Origin of the sequence: Streptomyces sp. NPDC087310 (genome assembly GCF_044744405.1) — a bacterium.
Lineage (GTDB): Bacteria > Actinomycetota > Actinomycetes > Streptomycetales > Streptomycetaceae > Streptomyces.
In genome coordinates, this window is the sequence record NZ_JBIUYF010000004.1 from 508,726 (window position 1) to 531,451 (window position 22,726).

The 22,726-nt window shown below is 72.9% G+C and carries 19 protein-coding genes; 12 read left to right on the top strand and 7 right to left on the bottom strand.

Annotated features, from left to right (window positions below):
- Positions 1 to 44: 44 nt before the first annotated feature.
- The gene (locus ACIO3P_RS17465; protein ID WP_329828904.1) at positions 45 to 1,799 is read right to left on the bottom strand and encodes a biotin carboxylase N-terminal domain-containing protein; all 1,755 of its coding nucleotides are present in this window, start codon (positions 1,797 to 1,799) and stop codon (positions 45 to 47) included.
- A gap of 349 nt (positions 1,800 to 2,148) precedes the next feature.
- Between ACIO3P_RS17465 and ACIO3P_RS17470 the strand changes: the two genes are divergently transcribed.
- Positions 2,149 to 2,607, top strand: a complete 459-nt coding sequence (locus ACIO3P_RS17470) for a hypothetical protein (protein WP_329828905.1) — start codon at positions 2,149 to 2,151, stop codon at positions 2,605 to 2,607.
- An 18-nt stretch (positions 2,608 to 2,625) separates the two neighbouring features.
- On the opposite strand, the gene ACIO3P_RS17475 is transcribed toward ACIO3P_RS17470, so the two are convergent.
- The 4 genes from ACIO3P_RS17475 to ACIO3P_RS17490 all read right to left on the bottom strand — a co-directional run bounded on the left by ACIO3P_RS17475 (position 2,626) and on the right by ACIO3P_RS17490 (position 5,482).
- Positions 2,626 to 3,240, bottom strand: coding sequence for a nucleoside triphosphate pyrophosphatase (locus ACIO3P_RS17475; RefSeq protein WP_329828906.1), 615 nt, complete (start codon positions 3,238 to 3,240; stop codon positions 2,626 to 2,628).
- Positions 3,241 to 3,318: 78 nt separating this feature from the next.
- Positions 3,319 to 3,447 (bottom strand): morphogenic membrane protein MmpB, encoded by a 129-nt coding sequence (gene mmpB, locus ACIO3P_RS17480; RefSeq protein ID WP_329828907.1) that lies wholly within the window; start codon positions 3,445 to 3,447, stop codon positions 3,319 to 3,321.
- Positions 3,448 to 3,608: 161 nt separating this feature from the next.
- Complete coding sequence (locus tag ACIO3P_RS17485; RefSeq protein ID WP_329828908.1) at positions 3,609 to 3,815, bottom strand: acyl-CoA carboxylase epsilon subunit; 207 nt, start codon at positions 3,813 to 3,815, stop codon at positions 3,609 to 3,611.
- Between the two features lie 29 nt (positions 3,816 to 3,844).
- Complete coding sequence (locus tag ACIO3P_RS17490) at positions 3,845 to 5,482, bottom strand: acyl-CoA carboxylase subunit beta (protein WP_329828909.1); 1,638 nt, start codon at positions 5,480 to 5,482, stop codon at positions 3,845 to 3,847.
- 129 nt (positions 5,483 to 5,611) lie between these two features.
- Here ACIO3P_RS17490 and ACIO3P_RS17495 point away from each other — a divergent pair, with 129 nt between their 5' ends.
- The 5 genes from ACIO3P_RS17495 to hutH all read left to right on the top strand — a co-directional run bounded on the left by ACIO3P_RS17495 (position 5,612) and on the right by hutH (position 11,619).
- Positions 5,612 to 6,484, top strand: coding sequence for a biotin--[acetyl-CoA-carboxylase] ligase (locus ACIO3P_RS17495; protein ID WP_329828910.1), 873 nt, complete (start codon positions 5,612 to 5,614; stop codon positions 6,482 to 6,484).
- Between the two features lie 290 nt (positions 6,485 to 6,774).
- Positions 6,775 to 7,923, top strand: a complete 1,149-nt coding sequence (locus tag ACIO3P_RS17500; protein ID WP_329828911.1) for an adenylate/guanylate cyclase domain-containing protein — start codon at positions 6,775 to 6,777, stop codon at positions 7,921 to 7,923.
- 38 nt (positions 7,924 to 7,961) lie between these two features.
- Entirely contained in the window at positions 7,962 to 8,783 is an 822-nt protein-coding gene (locus ACIO3P_RS17505; protein ID WP_401851673.1) for an enoyl-CoA hydratase/isomerase family protein, read from the top strand.
- Positions 8,784 to 8,865: 82 nt separating this feature from the next.
- Complete coding sequence (locus ACIO3P_RS17510) at positions 8,866 to 10,014, top strand: diguanylate cyclase domain-containing protein (protein ID WP_329828913.1); 1,149 nt, start codon at positions 8,866 to 8,868, stop codon at positions 10,012 to 10,014.
- 63 nt (positions 10,015 to 10,077) lie between these two features.
- Positions 10,078 to 11,619 (top strand): histidine ammonia-lyase, encoded by a 1,542-nt coding sequence (gene hutH, locus ACIO3P_RS17515; RefSeq protein WP_401851790.1) that lies wholly within the window; start codon positions 10,078 to 10,080, stop codon positions 11,617 to 11,619.
- A 39-nt stretch (positions 11,620 to 11,658) separates the two neighbouring features.
- Here hutH and ACIO3P_RS17520 read toward each other — a convergent pair whose 3' ends face one another.
- On the bottom strand, positions 11,659 to 12,081 hold the full coding sequence (locus ACIO3P_RS17520) for a cell wall protein (protein WP_401851671.1): 423 nt from the start codon (positions 12,079 to 12,081) through the stop codon (positions 11,659 to 11,661).
- 155 nt (positions 12,082 to 12,236) lie between these two features.
- Between ACIO3P_RS17520 and ACIO3P_RS17525 the strand changes: the two genes are divergently transcribed.
- From ACIO3P_RS17525 to ACIO3P_RS17545, 5 genes are all read left to right on the top strand, one after another.
- On the top strand, positions 12,237 to 12,644 hold the full coding sequence (locus ACIO3P_RS17525) for a hypothetical protein (protein ID WP_329828916.1): 408 nt from the start codon (positions 12,237 to 12,239) through the stop codon (positions 12,642 to 12,644).
- Positions 12,645 to 12,983: 339 nt separating this feature from the next.
- Positions 12,984 to 14,255 (top strand): Ig-like domain-containing protein, encoded by a 1,272-nt coding sequence (locus tag ACIO3P_RS17530; protein WP_329829663.1) that lies wholly within the window; start codon positions 12,984 to 12,986, stop codon positions 14,253 to 14,255.
- A gap of 164 nt (positions 14,256 to 14,419) precedes the next feature.
- Complete coding sequence (locus ACIO3P_RS17535; protein WP_401851669.1) at positions 14,420 to 15,919, top strand: ABC transporter permease; 1,500 nt, start codon at positions 14,420 to 14,422, stop codon at positions 15,917 to 15,919.
- A gap of 99 nt (positions 15,920 to 16,018) precedes the next feature.
- Positions 16,019 to 16,702 carry an ABC transporter ATP-binding protein gene (locus ACIO3P_RS17540; RefSeq protein ID WP_329828918.1) on the top strand — a complete coding sequence of 228 codons (684 nt, stop codon included), beginning with the start codon at positions 16,019 to 16,021 and terminating at the stop codon, positions 16,700 to 16,702.
- A 367-nt stretch (positions 16,703 to 17,069) separates the two neighbouring features.
- Positions 17,070 to 17,996 (top strand): GNAT family N-acetyltransferase, encoded by a 927-nt coding sequence (locus ACIO3P_RS17545; RefSeq protein WP_329828919.1) that lies wholly within the window; start codon positions 17,070 to 17,072, stop codon positions 17,994 to 17,996.
- Between the two features lie 6 nt (positions 17,997 to 18,002).
- Here ACIO3P_RS17545 and ACIO3P_RS17550 read toward each other — a convergent pair whose 3' ends face one another.
- A complete protein-coding gene (locus tag ACIO3P_RS17550; RefSeq protein WP_401851666.1) occupies positions 18,003 to 21,779 on the bottom strand; it encodes a hypothetical protein in 3,777 nt (1,258 codons plus the stop codon).
- Between the two features lie 252 nt (positions 21,780 to 22,031).
- Here ACIO3P_RS17550 and ACIO3P_RS17555 point away from each other — a divergent pair, with 252 nt between their 5' ends.
- A complete protein-coding gene (locus ACIO3P_RS17555; protein ID WP_329828921.1) occupies positions 22,032 to 22,676 on the top strand; it encodes a peptidase inhibitor family I36 protein in 645 nt (214 codons plus the stop codon).
- The last annotated feature ends 50 nt before the right edge of the window (positions 22,677 to 22,726 follow it).

Genomic DNA, 22,726 nt, shown 5'->3' on the forward strand with positions numbered 1-22,726 from the left:
CCGTGCGGGGCGCCGGGGCCGTGCGGGGCGTCGGGCGCGGGGTGTCAGTCCTTGATCTCGCAGATGGTCGCGCCGGAGGTGAGCGAGGCGCCCACCTCGGCCGCGAGGCCCTTGACGGTGCCCGAACGGTGCGCGTTCAGGGGCTGCTCCATCTTCATGGCCTCCAGGACGACGACCAGGTCGCCCTCCTTGACCTCCTGGCCCTCCTCGACGGCCACCTTGACGATGGTGCCCTGCATGGGCGAGGCCAGGGTGTCGCCGGACGCCGCCGACGCCGACTTCTTCGCCGCGCGGCGCTTGGGCTTGGCGCCCGCCGCCAGCCCCGTACGGGCCAGGGACATGCCCAGGCTGACCGGGAGCGAGACTTCGAGGCGCTTGCCGCCGACCTCGACCACCACGGTCTCGCGGCCCGGCTCGTCCTCGGACTCCGCGTCGGCCGGGGCGGCGAACGCCGGGATGTCGTTGACGAACTCGGTCTCGATCCAGCGGGTGTGGACCGTGAACGGGTCCGAGGTGAACGCCGGGTCGGTGACCACCTTGCGGTGGAAGGTCAGCGCCGTGGCCATGCCCTCGACGGTGAACTCGTCCAGGGCGCGCGCCGCGCGCTGGAGCGCCTGCTCACGGGTGGCGCCGGTGACGATCAGTTTGGCGAGCAGGGAGTCCCAGGCCGGGCCGATCACGGAGCCGGACTCGACACCCGCGTCCAGCCGGACGCCGGGGCCCGACGGCGGGGCGAAGGTGGTGACCGTACCGGGGGCGGGCAGGAAGCCGCGGCCCGGGTCCTCGCCGTTGATCCGGAACTCGAAGGAGTGGCCGCGCACCGCCGGGTCGTCGTAGCCCAGCTCCTCGCCGTCCGCGATGCGGAACATCTCGCGTACGAGGTCGAGGCCGCTGACCTCCTCGGTCACCGGGTGCTCCACCTGGAGCCGGGTGTTGACCTCCAGGAAGGAGATCGTGCCGTCCGTGCCGACCAGGAACTCGACGGTCCCGGCGCCGACGTAACCGGCCTCCTTCAGGATCGCCTTCGACGCCGCGTACAGCTCGGCGTTCTGCTCCGGGGTCAGGAACGGCGCGGGGGCCTCCTCGACCAGCTTCTGGTGGCGGCGCTGGAGCGAGCAGTCACGGGTCGACACGACGACCACGTTGCCGTGCGAGTCGGCCAGGCACTGCGTCTCGACGTGCCGGGGCTTGTCGAGGTAGCGCTCGACGAAGCACTCGCCGCGGCCGAAGGCGGCGACGGCCTCGCGGACCGCCGAGTCGTACAGCTCGGGGACCTCTTCGAGCGTACGGGCGACCTTGAGGCCACGCCCGCCACCGCCGAAGGCGGCCTTGATCGCGATGGGGAGCCCGTGCTGCTCGGCGAAGGCGACGACCTCGGCGGCGCCGGAGACCGGGTCCGGGGTGCCGGCCACCAGCGGGGCGCCGGCGCGCTGCGCGATGTGGCGGGCGGCGACCTTGTCGCCCAGGTCGCGGATGGCCTGCGGCGGCGGCCCGATCCAGGTCAGACCCGCGTCCAGGACCGCCTGGGCGAACTCGGCGTTCTCGGACAGGAAGCCGTAACCGGGGTGGATCGCGTCCGCCCCCGAGTCCTTCGCCGCCTGGAGCACCTTGGCCATGTCGAGATAGCTGGCCGCCGGGGTGTCACCGCCCAGGGCGAACGCCTCGTCCGCCGCGCGGACATGCAGCGCGTCCCGGTCCGGGTCGGCGTAGACGGCTACGCTCGCGATTCCGGCATCCCGGCAGGCACGGGCAACGCGGACAGCGATTTCGCCACGGTTGGCGATGAGCACCTTGCGCACGATGGCTCCCTCCTTGAAACAAGCTGAGTTTAGGGACTGCCGACACGCGCCGCCGAACTGTCCCCGCTGGTGAACTCCACCGTGCGGAGCGTGTTCCGATCCTCGCCCGGAGAGCGAAATCCCTTGTGGCACCACGGTACGCCGCGATCCTCCGTCGCACAGTAGCGCTCGGATGTGGTCCACCTCTCTGTCGGACTGTCCCTCCGCCGATCACGATTCTTTGTGGAGTCTCTACGAATGGCGGCAAGATTCTCTGCCGTGGCCCGGGCCCTTGTCCCCGGGTTTACCGGTTAGTACCGTGCGCGATGGCGAACGTACTGCTGGTAACAGTGGAAAACAGGGGAAGAGGGTGGGGCCTGTGGCCCGGCGACCGGTGGCCTGGCTGACCGCGATCGTGCTGGTGCTGGAGGCGATCGGCATCGTCTTCGTCAACGGCGTCCTGGCCACGGTGGTCGACCACCAGCAGATGTCGCTGGCCGGTCTCGACACCGGCGCGATGTTCGCCGGGACCTGGGCGATGGGCGGCGTCCTCGGGCTCTACCTCGTGGCCTGCGCCGCGGTCCTGGTGCGTACGGCGCTACGGGACCGGGCCCCCGGCCGCCTCGCGCGGATCGTGCTGATCACCTGCGCGGTGGTGCACGCGGTGCTGGGCGCGCTGACGGTCGGTCTGGTGGGCTGGGCGGCCTTCGCGGTGATGATGGTGATCGTGGGGCTGGTGGTGCTGGTGCTGGTGGCGTACGAGAGCCGGCCCGCCCGGCGGCCACCGGGTGAGGAGACCCGCCCCACGCCGGGGACGGCGCCCGCCTGACACCGGGGGAGGACCCTCTCAGGCCCAGAGGTCGGTGATCGTCACGCCGTGCGCCAGGAGCAGCGTGCGCAGCAGCGGCAGCGACAGGCCGACGACATTGCCGTGGCTGCCCTCGATCGAGTCGACGAACGGGGCCGAGAGACCGTCGAGCGTGAACGCCCCCGCGACGTGCAGCGGTTCGCCGGAGGCGACGTACGCGGCGATCTCGGCGTCGCTCGGGGTGCCGAAGTGGACCGTGGTCGACGCGGTCTCGCCGGCCCGGCGGCCGGTCGCGGTGTCGATCACGCAGTGGCCGGTCCGCAGGATCCCCGTACGGCCGCGCATCGCCTTCCAGCGGAGGGTGGCCTCGGCGGCGTCGGCGGGCTTGCCGAGCGCCTCGCCGTCGAGTTCGAGCACGGAGTCGCAGCCGACGACCAGCGCCCCGGCGGTCTCGGGGAGCGCCGCCACGGTGGTGGCCTTGGCCTCGGCGAGGACGAGCGCCAGTTCGGCGGGGGTCGGTGCGGAGAGCGCGTCCTCGTCGACGCCGCTGACGATCACCTCGGGCGCGAGTCCGGCCTGCTTCAGCAGTCCGAGCCGGGCGGGGGAGGCGGAGGCGAGGACGAGGCGGCGTCGCTGAACGGTCATGCCGGACATCGTACGGAGCGGGCGGCGGCCCGTGTCGGGCGGTGTGCCGGCGGGTGTACGGACGGGCCCGCCCCGGGGGCGTATCCGTCAGTGCAGGCCGAGCACGAGCATCGCCAGCACCATCGCCAGGGCGAGCAGGACGCCCGCTCTGCGCAGCATGCACTGCGCCTCGCGGAGCTCCTTGGGGGGCCTGTTCTCGGGATCGGACCACAGCATGTCTCGATACTCCGGCGGGCGGGCGTCCGGCGCCTGAGTACGTGTACTCAAGCACCGGACTCAGCTACCGGGTGGGTGCTTCGGCTACCGGTCGGGTGCTTCGGCCACCGGGGTGGGTGCCTCGGCCGACCGTCGGGTGCCTCGGCCACCGGGCGGGTGCCTCAGCCCGGCCAGTACGTCCTGGCCCAGGCGCGCGGTCCCGGGCGCATCGTCCGGCCCCGGGCGATGCGGCCGGGGGCGGACCACTCGGCCGGGGGTTCGGCCGCGCCGGACGGAGGGCTCTCCACCGCGGCGGCGCGGGCCTGGACCACGGCCAGCGCGGCGGCCAGCTCCTCCCGGGTCGGGTTGCCCCGTACGACTCTGATCATCGTCAGTTCCCTTCCGTCGTGGAGGCGGGCTAGAGCGGGATGTTCCCGTGCTTCTTCGGCGGCAGGCTCGCGCGCTTCGTCCGGAGCTGGCGCAGCCCCTTCACGATGTGGGCCCGGGTCTCCGACGGCATGATCACCGCGTCCACGTAGCCGCGCTCGGCGGCCACGTACGGGTTGAGCAGCGCGTCCTCGTACTCCTGGATCAGCTCGGCGCGCCGGGTGTCCTGCGCCCCGGTGTCCCCGGCGGCGGCGATCGTCCGGCGGTGCAGGATGTTCACCGCGCCCTGCGCGCCCATCACGGCGATCTGCGCCGTCGGCCAGGCGACGTTGAGGTCGGCGCCCAGGTGCTTGGAGCCCATCACGTCGTACGCGCCGCCGAACGCCTTGCGGGTGATCACCGTGATCAGCGGGACCGTGGCCTCCGCGTACGCGTAGATCAGCTTGGCGCCGCGCCGGATGATGCCGCCGTACTCCTGGTCGACGCCGGGCAGGAAGCCGGGGACGTCCACGAACGTCAGCACCGGTACGTTGAACGCGTCGCACGTCCGGACGAACCGCGCCGCCTTCTCCGAGGCGTTGATGTCCAGACACCCCGCGAACTGCATCGGCTGGTTGGCGACGATGCCCACCGGGAAGCCCTCGACCCGGCCGAAGCCCGTGATGATGTTCGGCGCGAAGAGCGCCTGCGTCTCCAGGAACTCCCCGTCGTCCAGCACCCGCTCGATCGCCGTGTGCATGTCGTACGGCTGGTTCGCGGAGTCCGGGATCAGCGTGTCCAGGTCGCGGTCCTCGTCCGTGGTCTCCAGCTCGGCCTCCTCGGGGAAGGCGGGCGGCTCGGAGAGGTTGTTCGACGGGAGGTACGAGAGCAGGGACTTGACGTACTCGATGGCGTCCTTCTCGTCGCCCGCCATGTGGTGCGCGACGCCGGACGTCGTGTTGTGCGTACGGGCGCCGCCCAGATCCTCGAAGCCGACGTCCTCGCCCGTCACCGTCTTGATGACGTCGGGGCCCGTGATGAACATGTGCGACGTCTGGTCGACCATCACCGTGAAGTCGGTGATCGCCGGGGAGTAGACGGCGCCGCCCGCGCACGGGCCGACGACCAGGCTGATCTGCGGCACGACACCGGACGCGTGCACATTGCGGCGGAAGATCTCGGCGAACAGGCCGAGCGCGACCACGCCCTCCTGGATACGGGCGCCGCCGCCGTCGTTGATGCCGATGACCGGGCAGCCGGTCTTCATCGCGAAGTCCATGACCTTCACGATCTTCTCGCCGTACACCTCGCCGAGCGAGCCGCCGAAGATGGTGAAGTCCTGCGAGTAGACACAGACGGGACGGCCGTCCACCGTGCCGTAACCGGTGACGACACCGTCCCCGTACGGGCGGTTCGTCTCGATGCCGAAGTTGGTCGAGCGGTGCCGGGCGAACTCGTCCAGCTCGACGAAGGACCCCTCGTCGAGGAGGAGGCCGATCCGCTCGCGCGCCGTCAGCTTCCCCTTGGCGTGCTGTTTCTCCACGGCGCGCGCGGAGCCGGCGTGCGTGGCTTCGTCGATACGGCGCCGGAGGTCCGCGAGCTTGCCCGCGGTGGTGTGAGCGCTGCTTCCTGTGCTGGTTCCGGTGCTGGTTCCTGCGGTGGTTCCCTGGGCGGTTTCCGGCTCGGACATCGGGATGCGGCTCCCTGCGGGTCACGGGGGTGATGCGGCGTGCGCCGCGCGCGGACGCTACTGATCCGTAGCGTATCGGCGCGGATACCGTTCGGCAGTGCGGCGTTTGCCACACCTAGGGTGGCTTGCATGACGGAGCCCCGTAACCCCCGAGGCCGGCACCGCACCGGCCGCTGGACCGATCTCGAACGCCCGCCGCTCGGCCTCCGCGCGCTGCGCCGCGGCCTGATCCTGCCCGGCGGGCTGTGGTCCTCGCTCGACGTGGTCGAGGCGACCGGCTCCACCAACACCGATCTGGCCGCGCGGGCGGCGGACGGCGCGGCGGAGGGCGCGGTCCTGGTCGCCGAGGAGCAGACGGCGGGGCGCGGGCGGCTCGACCGGCGCTGGTCGGCGCCCGCGCGCTCCGGGATCTTCTTCTCCGTCCTGCTCAGGCCGGGCCCCGGGGTGCCGGTCGAGCGGCTCGGCTGGCTGCCGCTGCTGACCGGGGTCGCCGTCGCGACGGGGCTGGCCAGGGCGGCGGGCGTGGACACCGCCCTCAAGTGGCCGAACGACCTGCTGGTGACCGTGGACGGCGAGGAGCGCAAGGCGGGCGGCATCCTCGCGGAGCGCGCGGGGGACGACGCCGTCGTCGTGGGCGTCGGCCTCAACGTCTCGCTGCGCGCCGACGAACTGCCCGTACCGACGGCGGGGTCGCTGGCGCTGGCGAACGCCGTCTCCCTGGACCGCGACACGCTGCTGCGCGCCGTACTGCGCTCCCTGGAGCGGTGGTACGGGCCGTGGCGGGAGGCCGGCGGCGACCCGGTCGCCTCCGGGCTCCAGGAGGCGTACGCGGCGGGCTGCGCCACGCTGGGGCGGCGGGTCAGGGCGGAGCTGCCCGGCGGCCGTGAGCTGGTGGGCGAGGCCGTGGCGGTGGACGGTGACGGCCGGCTGGTCGTCGCGACGGACGACGGGGAGCGGCATCCGGTCGGCGCGGGCGACATCGTGCACGTACGAGGGGCGTAGGACGGCCGTGCGGGGACGGGGCACGCGTACGGGGGTACGGGGCGCGAGGCAGGGAACGCCTGGCATAGGACGGGGGCACGGCGGGGCGGTCGTGGCCCGGTGCCCGTCCGGTCGCGGCACGGGGGCGGTCGGCGGCGGTACGGCGTGCCCCGCACGCGCCCGTCCGTACCTCAGGACGGACCGTCCCATACCCACCCATGGACGTGAGCCAGCGCACATCTGCCGTATCGTTGAGGCGGTCCACGACAGATCGGCAGGGCAGTGCGCAGGGAACGGGCAGGAGGCGGCTGGTGACCGTCGATGATTCGGCTTCCGGCGCCGACACACCGCCGCCGGACCCCTCGGGTCACCCGACCCCGCACCATGTCGTCGATCACACGGCCGAGCCGACCGACGATCCCCTCGCGATCCGTCTCGAACAGCTCATCCTCGGCGCGGAACGCCGCTACACCCCCTTCCAGGCGGCCCGTACGGCCGGGGTCTCCATGGACCTCGCCTCCCGCTTCTGGCGCGCCATGGGCTTCGCCGACATCGGCCAGGCCAAGGCGCTCACCGAGGCGGACGTGCTCGCGCTGCGGCGGCTCTCCGGGCTGGTCGAGGCCGGGCTGCTGAGCGAGCCGATGGCCATCCAGGTCGCCCGGTCGACGGGGCAGACCACCGCCCGGTTGGCCGAGTGGCAGATCGACTCCTTCCTGGAGGGGCTGACGGAGCCGCCCGAGCCGGGAATGACCCGTACCGAGGTCACGTACCCCCTGATCGAGCTGCTGCTGCCGGAGCTGGAGGAGTTCCTCGTCTACGTGTGGCGGCGCCAGCTCGCCGCGGCGACCGGGCGCGTGGTGCAGGCCGCCGACGACGACGAGATGGTCGACCGGCGGCTCGCCGTGGGCTTCGCGGACCTCGTCGGGTTCACGCGGCTGACCAGACGGCTGGAGGAGGAGGAGCTGGGCGAGCTGGTCGAGGCGTTCGAGACCACCTCCGCCGACCTCGTCGCGGCGCACGGCGGCCGGCTGATCAAGACCCTCGGCGACGAGGTGCTGTACGCGGCGGACGACGCCGGTACGGCCGCGGAGATCGCCCTGCGGCTGATAGAGACCATGACGCACGACGAGACGATGCCCGCGCTGCGCGTCGGCATCGCGTTCGGCACGGTCACCACGCGGATGGGCGACGTCTTCGGCACGACGGTGAACCTCGCGAGCCGGCTCACGTCGATAGCGCCGAAGGACACCGTCCTGGTGGACGGCGCGTTCGCGGAGGAGCTGATCCGTACGGGAGACGCCCCGGCCTCGGAGACCGAGGCGGCGGAGGCCGCGGCCCAGGCCGAGAAGGAGGGCGCGGTACCGCCCTCGTACCGCTTCGGCCTCCAGCCGATGTGGCAGCGCCCGGTGCGCGGCCTCGGCGTCGTGGAGCCCTGGCACCTCGGGCGGCGGGCCACCTAGGATCCCGGTGAACCGTTGTTAACCGGGAGGGTGCTGTCATGGCCGAGGGTGAGCAGAGCGGCGAGCAGAGGTTCGGGGAGTTCGTCGCCGTACGGCGGCACGGTGCGGGCGGGCACGTCGCCGAGCTGGTGCTCGACCGGCCCAAGGCCATGAACGCGGTCTCCACCGGGGTGGCCCGCTCGCTGGCCGCCGCCTGCGCGGAGCTCGCCGCCGACCAGGACGTACGGGCCACCGTGCTGACCTCCACGCATCCGCGCGCCTTCTGCGTCGGCGCGGACCTCAAGGAGCGCAACGCGCTGACCGACGCCGAGCTGCTGCGGAGCCGGCCCGTCGCGCGCGCCGCGTACACCGGCGTGCTGGAGCTGCCGATGCCGGTGATCGCCGCCGTGCACGGCTACGCGCTGGGCGGCGGGTTCGAGCTGGCGCTCGCCTGCGACCTGATCGTCGCCGACCCGTCCGCGGTCGTCGGGCTCCCCGAGGTGTCGGTCGGGGTGCTCCCCGGTGGCGGCGGTACGCAGCTTCTGCCCCGCCGGGTCGGTGCCGCGCGCGCCGCGGAGCTGATCTTCACCGCGCGCCGGGTGCCGGCGGCCGAGGCGGCGGGGCTGGGCCTGGTGGATCTGCTGGTGGACGAGGGTGCCGACCGGGACGAGGCGCTGGCGCTGGCGGACCGTATCGCCGCGAACTCGCCCGTCGGCGTACGGGCAGCGAAGCGCGCCCTGCGGCTCGGGCACGGGCTCGACCTGCGGGCCGGCCTGGAGGTCGAGGACGCCGCCTGGCGGTCGGTCGCCTTCTCCGGGGACCGGGCGGAGGGCGTCGCGGCGTTCAACGAGAAGCGGCCGCCGCGGTGGCCCGGGGTCTGACGGCGGGCGCGGTGTCGGGCGCGCGGTGACGAGGCGCCGCCCCAGGTGATCAAATCACCCCAAAGCGCCCTAAGGTGGGGTGATGGGAGTGGATGGGCGACTGCGCGCCATGGTGGCACTGTCCCAGGCGATGGCCGCGGCCCCGACGGCGCGGGAGTCCTGGCGGGCGGCGGCCCAGGGCGCGTGCGCGGCGCTCGCGGGGGGCTTCGCGGCGCTGTCCGTCTGGGAGCGGGACCTCGGCCGGCTCAAGGTGCTCGTCAACGCGGGCGACCTGGCCGACGCGGAGGAGGAGTTCCCCGAGGACGAGTCGTACCCCGTGCACCAGTTCCCCGAGATCGCGGAGTTCCTGCACGAGCGCTGGGCGGGCGGCGGCGGACCCAACGCCTGGGTCGAGACGGTGGAGGGGCCCGCCGCCCCGGCCGCCGGGCCGCCCGGCTACTGCCACCAGCGCGTGGCGACGCTGCGCCGGCGCGGCCGGGGGTGCTGCGTCGTCGCGCCGATCGTGCTGCACGGCCGCGCCTGGGGCGAGCTGTACGTGGCGAGACCGCTGGGCGCGCCCCTGTTCGACGCGGAGGACGCGGATTTCGCGACCGTCATCGCGTCCGTGGTGGCGGCCGGGCTCGCCCAGACGGAACGGCTCGAAGAGGTGCGGCGCCTGGCCTTCACCGACCCGCTGACGGGGCTGGGGAACCGGCGCGCGGTCGACGCGCGGCTCGACGAGGCGATCGGCTCGTACCAGGCGGACGGGGCCGTCGTCAGCCTCGTCGTCTGCGATCTCAACGGCCTGAAACAGGTCAACGACACCCTCGGGCACGCGGTCGGCGACCGGCTGCTGGAACGGTTCGCCTCGCTCCTCTCCGTCTGCGGAGCCCGGCTCCCCGGCGCGCTGTCGGCGCGGCTCGGCGGGGACGAGTTCTGCCTGCTGGCGGTGGGCCCGAGCGCGGACGAGGTCATCGCGGTCGCCACCGAACTCTGCGCGCGGGCGGCGGATCTGGAGCTGGGCGAGGGCGTGGCGTGCGGGATCGCCTCGACGGGCGACCCGATCGGGGAGGTGCCCTCCGGGCGCCGCCTCTTCCGGCTGGCGGACGCGGCCCAGTACCGGGCGAAGGCGGTACGGGCGGCGGGCCCGGTGGTGGCGGGACGCGACGGCACGGTGATCCGCCTGGCCGACACACCGGCACCCCCGGCCCGCGACCGCCGCCGCTTCCGGGACGCGCCTCCGTCGCCGTAAGTGGCCGGGACCGTCAGGAGGGTGACACTCTGAGATTCAATCCGTACGCTCCTGAATATGGATATGCATACTGTCGTGGTGGGGACGTCAGGGACGACCGCCGAGGACGTCATCGCCGTGGCCCGCGGCCGCGCCCGCGTCGAGCTCTCCGCCGAGGCCCTGGCCGCCCTCGCCGCCGCCCGGGAGATCGTGGACGCGCTGGCCGCCAAGCCCGAGCCCGTGTACGGGGTCTCCACCGGGTTCGGGGCGCTCGCCACCCGACACATCGGGCCCGAGCTGCGGGGGCGGCTCCAGCGGAACATCGTGCGGTCCCACGCCGCCGGGATGGGGCCGCGCGTCGAGCGCGACGTCGTACGCGCCCTGATGTTCCTCCGGCTCAAGACCGTCGCCTCCGGGCACACCGGCGTACGCCCCGAGGTCGCCCGGACCATGGCCGACCTGCTCAACGCGGGCATCACCCCCGTCGTCCACGAGTACGGCTCCCTCGGCTGCTCCGGCGACCTCGCGCCGCTGGCCCACTGCGCTCTCGCGCTCATGGGCGAGGGCGAGGCGGAGGGCCCCGACGGCGCCGTACGGCCCGCAGGGGAGCTGCTCGCCGCGCACGGCATCACGCCCGTCGAACTGCGCGAGAAGGAGGGCCTGGCGCTGCTCAACGGCACCGACGGGATGCTCGGCATGCTGGTCATGGCCCTCGCCGACCTGCACCGCCTCTACACCAGCGCCGACATCACCGCGGCCCTCAGCCTGGAGGCGCTGCTCGGCACGGACACGGTGCTCGCCCCCGAACTGCACGCCATCCGGCCCCACCCCGGCCAGGGCGCCAGCGCCGACAACATGCTGCGGGTGCTCGCGGGATCCGGGCTGACCGGGCACTTCCAGGAGGACGCGGCCCCCCGCGTCCAGGACGCGTACTCCGTGCGCTGCGCCCCGCAGGTCGCCGGGGCGGGCCGGGACACGCTCGCGTACGCCAGGATCGTCGCCGACCGCGAACTGGCCTCCGCCGTGGACAACCCGGTCGTGCTGCCCGACGGGCGCGTGGAGTCCAACGGGAACTTCCACGGGGCGCCCGTCGCGTACGTCCTCGACTTCCTCGCGATCGTCGCCGCCGACCTCGGCTCGATCGCGGAGCGCCGCACCGACCGGCTCCTCGACAAGAACCGCTCCCACGGGCTGCCCGCCTTCCTCGCGGACGACCCCGGGGTCGACTCGGGGCTGATGATCGCCCAGTACACCCAGGCCGCGCTGGTCAGCGAGATGAAGCGGCTCGCGGTGCCCGCCTCGGTCGACTCGATCCCGTCCTCGGCGATGCAGGAGGACCATGTCTCGATGGGCTGGTCGGCCGCGCGCAAGCTCCGTACCGCCGTCGACAACCTGACCCGGATCATCGCCGTCGAGCTGTACGCGGCGACCCGCGCCGTCGAGCTGCGCGAGGGGCTGACGCCCGCGCCCGCCTCCCGCGCGGTGATCGAAGCGCTGCGGGCGGCCGGGGTGGCGGGGCCGGGGCCCGACCGCTTCCTCTCCCCGGATCTGGCCGGGGCGGACGCCTTCGTACGGGAGGGACTGCTGATCGCGGCGGTGGAGCCGGTGACGGGGCCGCTCGCCTGAGGCGTCGGCCGGCCGGTCGGCCGACTGGTCCGGCGTCGCTCAGAACGCGCGGGCGCCTCTGCGTACCGAGTACGCGACGAAGGCCACGCCGATGCCCAGCGACACGCTCCCGCCGAGCACGTACGGCGTCGTGTCCACGCTGCCGGTGTCCGCGAGTCTCGGCTCGTCCGCGCCCGCAGGGGCGTCGGACGCAGGGGCGTCGGATGCCGGAGTGGTGGGCGCGGCGGGCGTGGCCGGGCCCACGGAGCTGTCGGTGCTGTCCGCGACCTCGGTGACCTCGGATCGGCGGACCGGTCCGCCGACCGGTCCTTCGACGCTGAGGCTCTGGGCGGACGGCGCCGACCGCTGCGGCGGGGCGGCGCCCTGGTCGCCGGTGGCGTTCGCGGACGGAACGAACCAGAGAGCGCAGAGCAGGGTCGCGGCTGCGGTAGCCGTCAGCAGCGGTCGCCGTGCGACGGACACGTGATCGATCCCCCTTGTGGCAACGCCGAATTGGGTGAGTGGGGGAGATGCTAGCCAACTTCTCGACCGCCATGGCACGGAGCCCGTTTTGTCGCCGCCAGGTTCGCCGGTGCCGTACGACCGGTATCGGGCCCCGGAGCCGTACGCTCCGTCGTATGACCACTTCAGAAACATCACGGTATGTACGGGTAACGGTCGAATTGGTGCTGGAGGTCGAGGACCCCGAGCGCCTGGGCGCCGCCGCCCTCGCCCGGATCGACGGGGACGCCTCCGTACCCGACGACGAGCGGGCGCAGGCCAGGGCGGCGGTACGGGGGGACGAGGCGGAGGCGCTCGCGTACCTCGTGGAGCCCCACGACCTGATCAAGGACGTCCCCGGGATCGGTCTCGCCCAGGCGTCGTGGACCAGCGAGCTGATCGACTACGACCCGGACGCGGTCGAGTGGGACCTCTACGAGATCGGCGAGGACGGTGAGGACCCGGACGACGAGGTGTCCGAGGAGGTCGGAGGCGTGATCGACGGCGCGGTCGGCGGCGGGGAGGTCACCGCTGGTCGGCGCTAGCGCGTAAGCGTGCCACCCTGGTGACGACCTGGTGCATGATGGAGGGCGGATCAGCGAGCGGCGGCTGGGGCTTCGGATCCAAGGCGGAGCAGGGAAGCGACGCGGAGCGTCGTGGACCGACGACAACGCCGGAGACGGAGTCGCGGGGCGTCGTGAGCCCGCCGGCCATCGTGCACCAGGTCGTGGGCCCCGGTCCGTAGTAGTCGGCGGATCGGGGCCGACCTGTTTTCAGTCGTGCGTGGTGTTCGTGAGTGGTGTTCACCACACTGCCGGCTGATGCGGAACCGGACGAACCGATAAGGCCGTTCTTAAAGGTTATCGGCAGGGTAAGCGGCGATGATGGAGAAGCGTGTGATGACGGACAGCAAGCGGCGCAGGGCCCTCGTGGCCGCGTCCGCGGTGCTCGGCGGCGTACTGGTGCTCTCGGCGTGCAACGGTGACGGCGGGTCCAAGAGCGGCGCCGGGAGTTCGGAGACCTCCTCCTCACAGGCTCAGGCGGACGAAGCGGCTGCCAAGGAGACCTCCGATGCCCAGATAGTCATCGCGCCGAAGAACGGCGCGACGAACGTCGGCATCAACAACGACGCGAAGGTCACCGTCAGCAAGGGTGATCTCACGGACGTCAAGATGACGACGGCCGACGGCACCGCCGTCAAGGGCACGCTGGCCGCCGATGCCAAGAGCTGGAAGCCGGACGCGCAGCTCGACCGCTCCACCGCCTACAAGATCGCCGCGACGGCGAAGGACGGGAAGGGCCGTCAGGCCCACGAGAACACCTCCTTCACCACCGTCTCGCCCAGCAACAGCTTCATCGGGAACTTCACGCCCGAGGACGGTTCCACCGTCGGCGTCGGCATGCCGGTCTCGATCAACTTCGACAAGTCGATCTCCGACAAGAAGGCCGTCCGGGACGCGATCACGGTCACGTCCAGCAGCGGCCAGGAGGTCGTCGGCCACTGGTTCAGCCAGACGCGCCTCGACTTCCGCCCCGAGCAGTACTGGAAGGGCGGCTCGACGGTCACCCTCAAGCTCGCGCTGGACGGCGTCGAGGGCGCCCCGGGCGTCACCGGTGTCCAGCAGAAGACGATCACCTTCAAGGTCGGTCGCAACCAGGTCAGCACGGTCGACGCCAAGACGAAGATGATGACCATCACCCGCGACGGCGCGACGGTCAAGACCATCCCGATCTCGGCCGGCTCCCCCGACAACACGACGTACAACGGTCAGATGGTGATCTCCGAGAAGTTCAAGGAGACCCGGATGAACGGTGCGACGGTCGGCTTCACGGACGACGACGGCAAGGGCGAGTACGACATCAAGGACGTCCCGCACGCCATGCGGCTGTCCACCTCGGGCACCTTCATCCACGGCAACTACTGGGGCGCCCGCTCGATCTTCGGCAGCGTCAACACCAGCCACGGCTGTGTCGGTCTCGCGGACGTGAAGGGCGCGGGCGACGCCAACCAGCCCGGCGCGTGGTTCTTCAACAACTCGCTCATCGGTGACGTGGTCATCGTCAAGAACTCGAACGACAAGACCATCAAGCCGGACAACGGCCTCAACGGCTGGAACATGAGCTGGTCCGAGTGGCAGGCCGGTTCGGCGGCCTGATGCCCCCGGGCGTCCGGTCCGCCGGGCGCCCACCCGCGCCACCCCGCTGAGCCTGTTCCGCGAACGGCGGCGGCACCCTCCCGGTGCCGCCGCCGTTCGCGTTCTCATCCCGCTCTCACCCTGGCCTTATCCGGCCATCACAACGGGCCTCTACCTTCACGCCCATGTTCTTCACCTACCTCAGGCGCGAGTTGCGCCGTCGCAGAAAGGCGGCGCTCGTCGTCGCCTCGGGGCTCGCCCTGGGCATCGCACTGGTGATCGTCGTCAACTCGGTCTCCGCCGGCATGAGCCAGGCCCAGGACAAGGTCCTGCAATCGCTGTACGGCCTCGGTACGGACATGACGGTCACCAAGGCCGCCACCCCGCCCGGGGAGGGGGACACCAACCGCCGCCGCTTCGAGTTCGACGCCGACGACAGCGATTCGGACGCCGAGCAGAGCAGCGACCGGGTCATGGTCCAGGGCTTCCAGACGCTGGCCTCCTCGACCGTGACCAAGGTCGGTGAACAGAGCGGCGTCGCGGAGGCGGTCGGCGGGCTCAGCCTCAACGTCCTCAAGGTGAACGGGGAGTTCAAGCGGGGCGAGTTCACCCCGCAGGAAGGCGGCTCCACGGGCGGCTCCACCGGCGGTCCTGGCGGCGGGTCCGGACAGGGCGGCGGCAACGGCGGCTCCACGGGCGGCTCCGGCGGCGAAGTCCGGGGCGGTGGCGCGGCGTTCGACGTCAACTCGTACTCCGTCTACGGCACGGACGTCACCTCGCCCGCGCTCGGCCCGCTCACCTCCTCCCGGATCACCAAGGGCCGTACGTTCAAGAGCACCGAGACGGACGCCGCGGTCGCCGTCGTCGACAGCGCGTACGCCACGGAGAAGAGCCTCGCGGTCGGCAAGACCGTCACCATCTCCGGTACGAAGTTCACCGTCGTCGGCATCGCGACCGCCGACAGCGGCGACTCCGCCGCCAACCTCTACATCCCGCTGAAGAAGGCCCAGACCCTGGCCGACTCGAAGGACAAGGTCACCACGGTCTACGTCAAGGCCGCCGACTCGCAGCAGATCGACAGCGTCAAGTCCGCCATCCAGAAGAACATCTCGGGCACGACCGTCACCACCTCCGCCGATCTGGCCGACACGGTCTCCGGCTCCCTCTCCACCGCCTCCGACCTCGCCACCACCGTCGGCAAGTGGCTCTCGATCGCCGTCCTGATCGCCGCGTTCCTGGTGGCCGGGCTGCTCACCTCGTCGGCCGTCAGCCGCCGGGTACGGGAGTTCGGCACGCTGAAGGCGCTCGGCTGGAAGAGCGGCCGGGTCACCCGTCAGGTCGTCGGCGAGGCCCTGGTCAACGGGTTGCTGGGCGGGGTGCTCGGTATCGCGCTGGGCCTCGGCGGCGCCTACCTGGTCACCGCCGTCAGCCCCACCCTCACCGCACAGCTCGGCTCCACGGGCGGGGGCGGCGGCTTCGGCGGCGGCCCGATGGGAGGCGGCGGCGGACCGGGCCGGCAGGCCGCGTCCAAGGCGCTCGACATCGCGCTGACCGCGCCCGTCTCCGTCTCCACCATCGGCGTCGCCGTGGCGCTCGCCGTCGCGGGCGGCCTGATCGCGGGCGGCTTCGGCGGCTGGCGCGCCTCCCGGCTACGGCCGGCGGACGCGCTGCGCCGGGTCGAGTGAGGCGCCCGGGGCCACCGCCCCCGGCCCTCCTCTCCCACCGGCCCGTACCGCAGGCCGTACCGCAGGCCGTACCCCCTTCCGTACAGCAGGAGTTGAACCGTGTACCAGCTCAGAGGCGTCACCAAGCGCTACACGCGCGGCAAGCAGAGTGTCGACGCGCTCGCCGGCGTCGATCTGACCATCGAGGACGGCGGCCGGCTCGTCATCCAGGGGCCCACCGGCGGCGGCAAGTCCACCCTCCTCCAGATGCTCGGCGGGCTCGACCGGCCGACCGAGGGAAGCGTGGAATTCGACGGGGTGGATCTGGCCGGACTGTCCGAATCCCGGCTCACCACGGTACGGGCGGAGTCCATCGGCTTCGTCTTCCAGAGCTTCAACCTGATCCCCACGCTCACCGCGCAGGAGAACGTCGAGACGGCGCTCGTCCCCCTCGGAGTGAAGGGCGCCGCCCGGCGCGAACAGGCCGCGCAGGCGCTGGAGTCCGTCGGGCTCGGCGAACGCCTGGGGCATGTGCCGAGCGAACTCTCCGGAGGTCAGCAGCAGCGTGTCGCCATCGCCCGCGCGCTCGTGAAGAAGCCGAAGGTGCTGCTCGCCGACGAGCCCACCGGGAACCTGGACGAGTCGATGCGCGACGAGATCATGGAGCTGCTGGAAGGGCTCTGGAAGGAGCACGGCCTGACCTTCGTCATGGTCACGCACGACAGCTCGATCGCCCGTCGTGCCCCACGACTCGCCACGATTCGCAAGGGCCGGGTGACCATCACCGAGAACGCGGCCGCCTGACGCGACGCTTTCCGCCGCATCTCCGGCGACGCCTTCCGAAGAGACGCTTCCTGAAGTAAAACCGTCTGAGAGAACAGCGGTTGAAGCGCGCGGTCATGCCGTTGAAGCGAGCGACTATGCCGTGCGTCCATGCCTCAGGTCCGTGCCGTACAGCAGTGCCGACAGTGCCGTACGGGGCGCTTGTGACTCCGGGTGGTCCGTGTGACTCCCGGGGCGCAAGCGCCCGCCTCTCCTCGCCCGTCCGCCCGGACGTCCTCGTAACCCGGGGGCGTCACCCCTCTCGCACGCGTAGGTTCGGTCCATGCTGATCACTCTGGGAAGTCCGCCTTCGGATGCCGAGACTGAATCCTGGTACGGAGTCGTCGCAGTGGCGCACGCCCGTGATCTGCCCGCCTCGACGCCCGAGCGCAGCCGGGTCGAGACGGAGGGAAAACTCCGGGTGCCGCCGGTGGGCGCGCGGACCGTCCACCTCGCGGCGGTGGGCCCCGGCGGGGCGTACGAGGGCGTCGCCTCCCTGGTCCTGTTCACCGAGGAGAACAACCGCCACACGGCGTTCCTCGACACCCTGATGGTCCGCCCCGACGCCCGGCGGCACGGCGTCGGGGCCACGCTCTGGGCGGCGATACGCGCCGAACTCGTGGCGGACGGCAGGACGTCCGTCTCCACCGTCCTCGAACTCGGCGGCGCGGGCGAGGCGTTCGTCGACAGCCTCGGCTTCACCAACGTGCTGCCGCTCGGCCGGTACGTCCAGCGGGTCCGCCAGGTCCTGGAGGGCATACCGCTCCCGGACCGCCCCGCCCTCCCCGACGGGCTGCGCTTCACCGACTGGCAGGGCGTCGTCCCCGACCGCCTGGCCGCGGCGTTCACCCGCGCCCACGAGCCGCTGGCCGACGTCCAGCGCGGCCAGCTCGACGAGCGGACCCCCTGCTGGGACACCGGCCGGATCCGGGCGGCGGCCCGGCTGGTCGAGGAGCGCGGCGGAACCCTGTTCACCTCGGCCGTCCTGGACACGACGGACGGCGACGCGATCGTCGCGTACACCGAGGTCGCCCTGGCCGCGCCCACGGACATCCGCGCGGTCCAGTACGACACCCTGGTCGTCCCGTCCCACCGGGGCCTCGGTCTGGGCCGCGCCGTCAAACGCCACCACCTGGAACGGCTCCACGAACTCCGCCCCGGCGTACGGGAGATCAGCACGACCGTCGCCGACGACAACCGGCCGATGCTGGCCGTGAACGAGGCGCTCGGCTACCGGCGCGAGCGGCCCGCGGGGGTCTTCCAGACCAAGCTGTAGGGCGGTTCAGGAGGCTCCCGCGGCCGTTCCCGCGCAGACGTCCGCCGACGGCCCGTCCGGCAGGTACAACGCCCGTTCCTTCGGCGTGAGTTCGCGGTCGACCGCCCGGCAGACGACGTCGATGGCCCTGGCGGTCCCGGGCAGCCCGGCCTCCCACAGCCGGACCGTACGGTCCCGGCTCCCGGTGGCGAGCGTGGCGCTGTCCGGAGCGAACGCCACCGACTCCACGACGTCCGTGTGACCGACCAGCGTGGCCCGCGGCGCGCCGGTGGCCACGTCCCACAGGCGCACCACATGGTCCTCGCCCCCGGCCGCCAGCGTGCGCCCGTCCGGGCTGAACGCCAGCGAACGGACCATCCTGCCCGTGGTGTCGGCCCCGAAGGCGGAGGTGGCGCGCCCGGTGGCCGCGTCCCACAGCCGTACGTCGCCGTCCTCGCCGCCGGTGGCGAGCGTCAGCCCGTCGGGGCTGAACGCCAGCGGTCCCCGGCCGTCGAGGGGGTCCGCGGTCAGCGCCCTGCCGGTGGCCGCGTCCCAGAGCCGCACCCCGCCGCCGGCGCGGGCGGTGGCCAGGGTGCGGCCGTCGGGGCCGAACACCATCGCCTCCGCGCTCTCCCGGAGGGTGCGGACCGTACGCCGGAGCGACAGGTCCCAGAGCTCCACCCGCCCGTCGCGGGCGACGGCGAGGGTATCGCTGTCCGGGGCGAACGCCAGCGACCGTACGGTGCCGAGCCTGCCGCCGAGCGCGAACCCGGCGCTGCCGGTGACGGCGTCCCACAGCCGTACGGTGCCGTCCCGCCCGGTAGTGGCGACCGTCAGGCCGTCGGGGCTGAACGCCATAGCCGTCACGCCCTCCACGGGCGGCGAGTAGCCGTACGAACTGGGCAGCGTGGGCACGTGCCAGCGCTGGACGCTGCGGTACGTGGCCACGCTGCCCGCGGTGGTGAGCGTGCGGCCGTCCGGGGTGAACCCGACATAGGCGTAGGCCAGGCTCCGTTCGGGGTCCCGGAGCGTGGCCTTGGCCCGGCTGGTCGTCTCCCACAGCCGTACCGTCTCGTCCTGCCCGACGGTGGCGAGGGTATGGCCGTCGGGGCTGAACGCCACCCGGTCCACGGTCTCGGTGTGGCCGGTGAGGACGGCATGCGGTGAGCCGGTCGCCACGTCCCACAGCCGCGCGCTGTTGTCCTCCCCGGCCGTGGCGAGCGACGTGCCGTCGGGGCTGAACTCCAGGGTCCGTACGTTCCCGGTGTGCCCGATGAGGGTGGCCCGCAGGGCGCCGGACGCCGTGTCCCACAGCCGCACCGTACGGTCCGTGCCCGCGGCGGCCAGCGTCGAACCGCCCGCGCCGAGGGCCACAGGACCGTCCCCGAGGAGATGGTCGCTGGTCAGAACGGCCCTGGTACGGCCCGTCGCCGCCTCCCTGACCCGCACCGTCCCGCCCTCCTTCGCCACGGCGAGGGCCCGGCCGCCCCGGTCGAAGGACACCTGTGCCGGCCCGTCGCCGCTCCCGGGCAGGGTGGCCGTGAGCCGTCCGGAGACCATGTCCCACAGCCGCGCCGAACCGTCCTCGGCGCCCGTGGCGAGGGTGCGGCCGTCCGGGCCGAGGGCGAGCGAGGACACGGCGGCGGTATGGCCCGTGAGCGTGGCATCCACGGTCCGGGCGGGCACGTCCCACAGCCGTACGGTGCCGTCCCGCAGCCCGGTGACCAGCGTCCCGGAGTCGCGGCTGAACGCGGCGGACCTGATGACGTTCCCGTTCGCGTCCGGTGGGTGGGACAGCAGGGCCTCCGTGGTCCCCCGCGTGGGGTGCGTCAGCAGCATCCTGTCGAGCCCCACGGCCAGCCGCGTGCCGTTCGGGCTGAACGCCGCCACCGACCCGGCCGGTGCGGGGGAGCGGCGCCGCAGCGGGGTGTCGGCCGCGGCGTACAGGCTGATGGCCGCCTCCTTGGTGGGACTGGTCCGGTACGCGGCGACGGCGAGCAGGGAGGAGAGGTCGGACTTGGTGGCGCGCAGCCCGGTCGACTGGGCCGCGAGCTGGCGCGAGAGCGCCGTACGCTGCTCGGCGCGGGCGGCCTCCCCCCGGGCGTAGGCGACTCCGGCGACGGTGACGGCGAGCGCGAGCAGGCAGGACAGGGCGACGGTGAGGGAGCGGAGCCGCCGGGCGGTACGGGCGGCGGCCCGTCGTTCCCGCTCGTACGCGGCCGAACTGGCGTCCAGGAACGCCGCTTCGAGCGTGGAGAGGTCGCCGCGCCGCACGGGGGCGCCGAAGGTGTCGCGGGCGATGGCCAGCCGCGTTCCCCGGTACAGCGCGCCGTCGTCGTACCCCAGTTCCTGCCAGGTACGGACCGCCTCCGTCAACGCGCGGTGCAGACGCAGGCGTTCACGGCTCTCCGCGATCCAGTCGCGCAGCCGGGGCCAGGCCGTGATGAGGGCTTCGTGGGCGAGGTCGACGGTGGTGCCGTCGAGGGTGACGAGGCGGGCGCGGGCGAGGGCTTCCAGGACGGGCGCGGGGTCGGGTCCGCCCCGTGCGCCGGATGCCCTCGGTTCACGGGATTCCCCGAGTTCGCTGAGCACGCCGGGTTCGCCGGGTTCGCCGAGCTCCCCGGGCTCCTTCAGTTCGCCGAGTTCGCTGCGGTCGAAGGGGCGGCGGGTGTCCTGGGCGCCCTCGCCCGGGCTGATCAGCCGCAGCAGAATCCGGCGGGCCACGGCGGCCTGCGGGGGCGAGAACCGGCTGTACGTGGCCTCGGCCGTCTGGGCGATGGCACCGTGCACCCCGCCCGCCGCCTCGTAGGACGCCTCGGTCAGCGTACGGCCGCGCCGGCGCCGCCAGGTCTCCAGCAGGGCGTGGGACATCAGGGGCAGCCCGCCCGGCTCGTCCGCGATCTCGGCGACGACACGGGCCGTCAGGGCCCGCTCCACGATCAGGCCCGCCGAGGCGGCCGGCCGGACGACGGCCTCCCGTAACTCGCCCCGGCTCATCGGCCCTACCAGCAGGTTCGCGTCCCGCAGCGCACCCGCGAGGCCGTGGTGCTCGGCGCACCGCCCGTAGAAGTCCGCGCGCAGGCCCAGCACCACACGGAGCCGGCTGTCCGGGGCGCGGGCGGTGAGCAGCAGCTCGATGAACCGGGCGCGCTCGGCCGGCTCCCGGCAGAGCGTGAAGACCTCCTCGAACTGGTCGACCACGACCAGGGTGTCGCCGGGCCCGTCCGCCGGAACGAGCCGCGCCGCGTGCGTACGGGCCGGGCGACCGCCCGGAGTGATCACCCGGACCGCCGCCAACGCCCCTACCCCGTCGGGTGATTGGCGCAGGGCCGGGATCAACCCGGCGCGCAGCAGCGAGGACTTGCCCGCACCGGACGCGCCCACCAGGGCGGCGAACCGGCGCCGGCCGACCAGGTCCAGGGCGTCCGCCACGTACTGCTCACGCCCGAAGAACAGCCCCTCGTGCCCTGGTTCGAACCGCGCCAGCCCCCGGTACGGCGCCGCCGCCCCGTCGTCGTCCGGCACGGCCCGCAGCGCGGACGCCGCCGCCTCCGCCTCGTGCCAGCGCCGCTCCCACGCCTCGGGGTCCCCGCCGCACACCGTCACGTACGCGAGGGCGACCGGCAGCGACGGCAGCCTCTCACCCGCCGCCGCGTCCGCCAGCGTCGTCACCGAGTACGCGCAGCGCGCCGCCATCGCCCGGTAGGTGAGGGCGCCGGCCTTCGCCCGCAGGGTGCGCAGGTCGTGGGCGAAAGCCTGCACCGGGCCGTCGGCGGGTTCGATCGGCCGCTCACGTCGTCCCATTCCCGTCCCCCTGTACGCCCCTGTACGTCGCGAGAGAAGCCTGGCCGCCCCACGCTAGGCAGCGCCGCGCGGCCCCGGCAATGGCGCCGCGCCGGTCCGGCGCGGCGCTCGGCGCCCCGAGGTGATTGTCCGGACCGGCGGGAGGGGGCTGCCGGACAACTCCCGGCAGGCTGAGATCGGTTGGGCAAGGCCGGGACGCGCCACGGACGGCGTGGGCCCGGACCGACTCGACCGTCTCTGAAGGGACGACCCATGAGATTCCGTGCCATCAAGGCCCTCCCCGCACTCGCGACGGCGGTGGCGCTCACCGCGCCGCTGGCGCTGACCGGCCCCGCGTCCGCCGCGCCGGCCGAACCCGCCGCCGCGCGGGGCACCACCGAGTTGCAGCGCCAGATCGACCGGACCCTGGCCAACACGGAGGGCGGCACTCAGATCAGCGTGAACGAGATCGCCTGGAACGGCGGCGAGGCGATCATGTCCTTCCCGCTCCCGGGCGAGCGGAAGGCGCCGCCCAGCAGCCTGGCGGCGCGCAAGCTCCAGGCGGAGTTCACCGGTGTTCCGCTCTCGGAGATGGGGGTGACGGCGGCGGACAACTGCCCCACCCAGGCGATAGGGAAGGACTGGTACTGCTTCTGGGAAACCAAGAACTTCGAAGGCAGGAGGCTGACCTGGAACAACAGCCACAAGAGCAAGATCTACTTCTCCGACTACAACTTCCACAACAAGACCTCGTCGTGGTCGAACAAGGGCGACAAGACCATCTACGTCTACGCCAGGACCCAGACCGGCTCGGATGCCTCCTGCACGAAGCTCCTGTGGACGGAGAGCCCGCACACGCACAACAGCAGTCTGCCGGCCAACCTGGACGACCGGGCCGACTGCTTCAAGACGAGCTGACCGGGCGGCTCCGGCCCGGCGCGCGCCCCGCCGCGGTGGAGCGGGGCGCG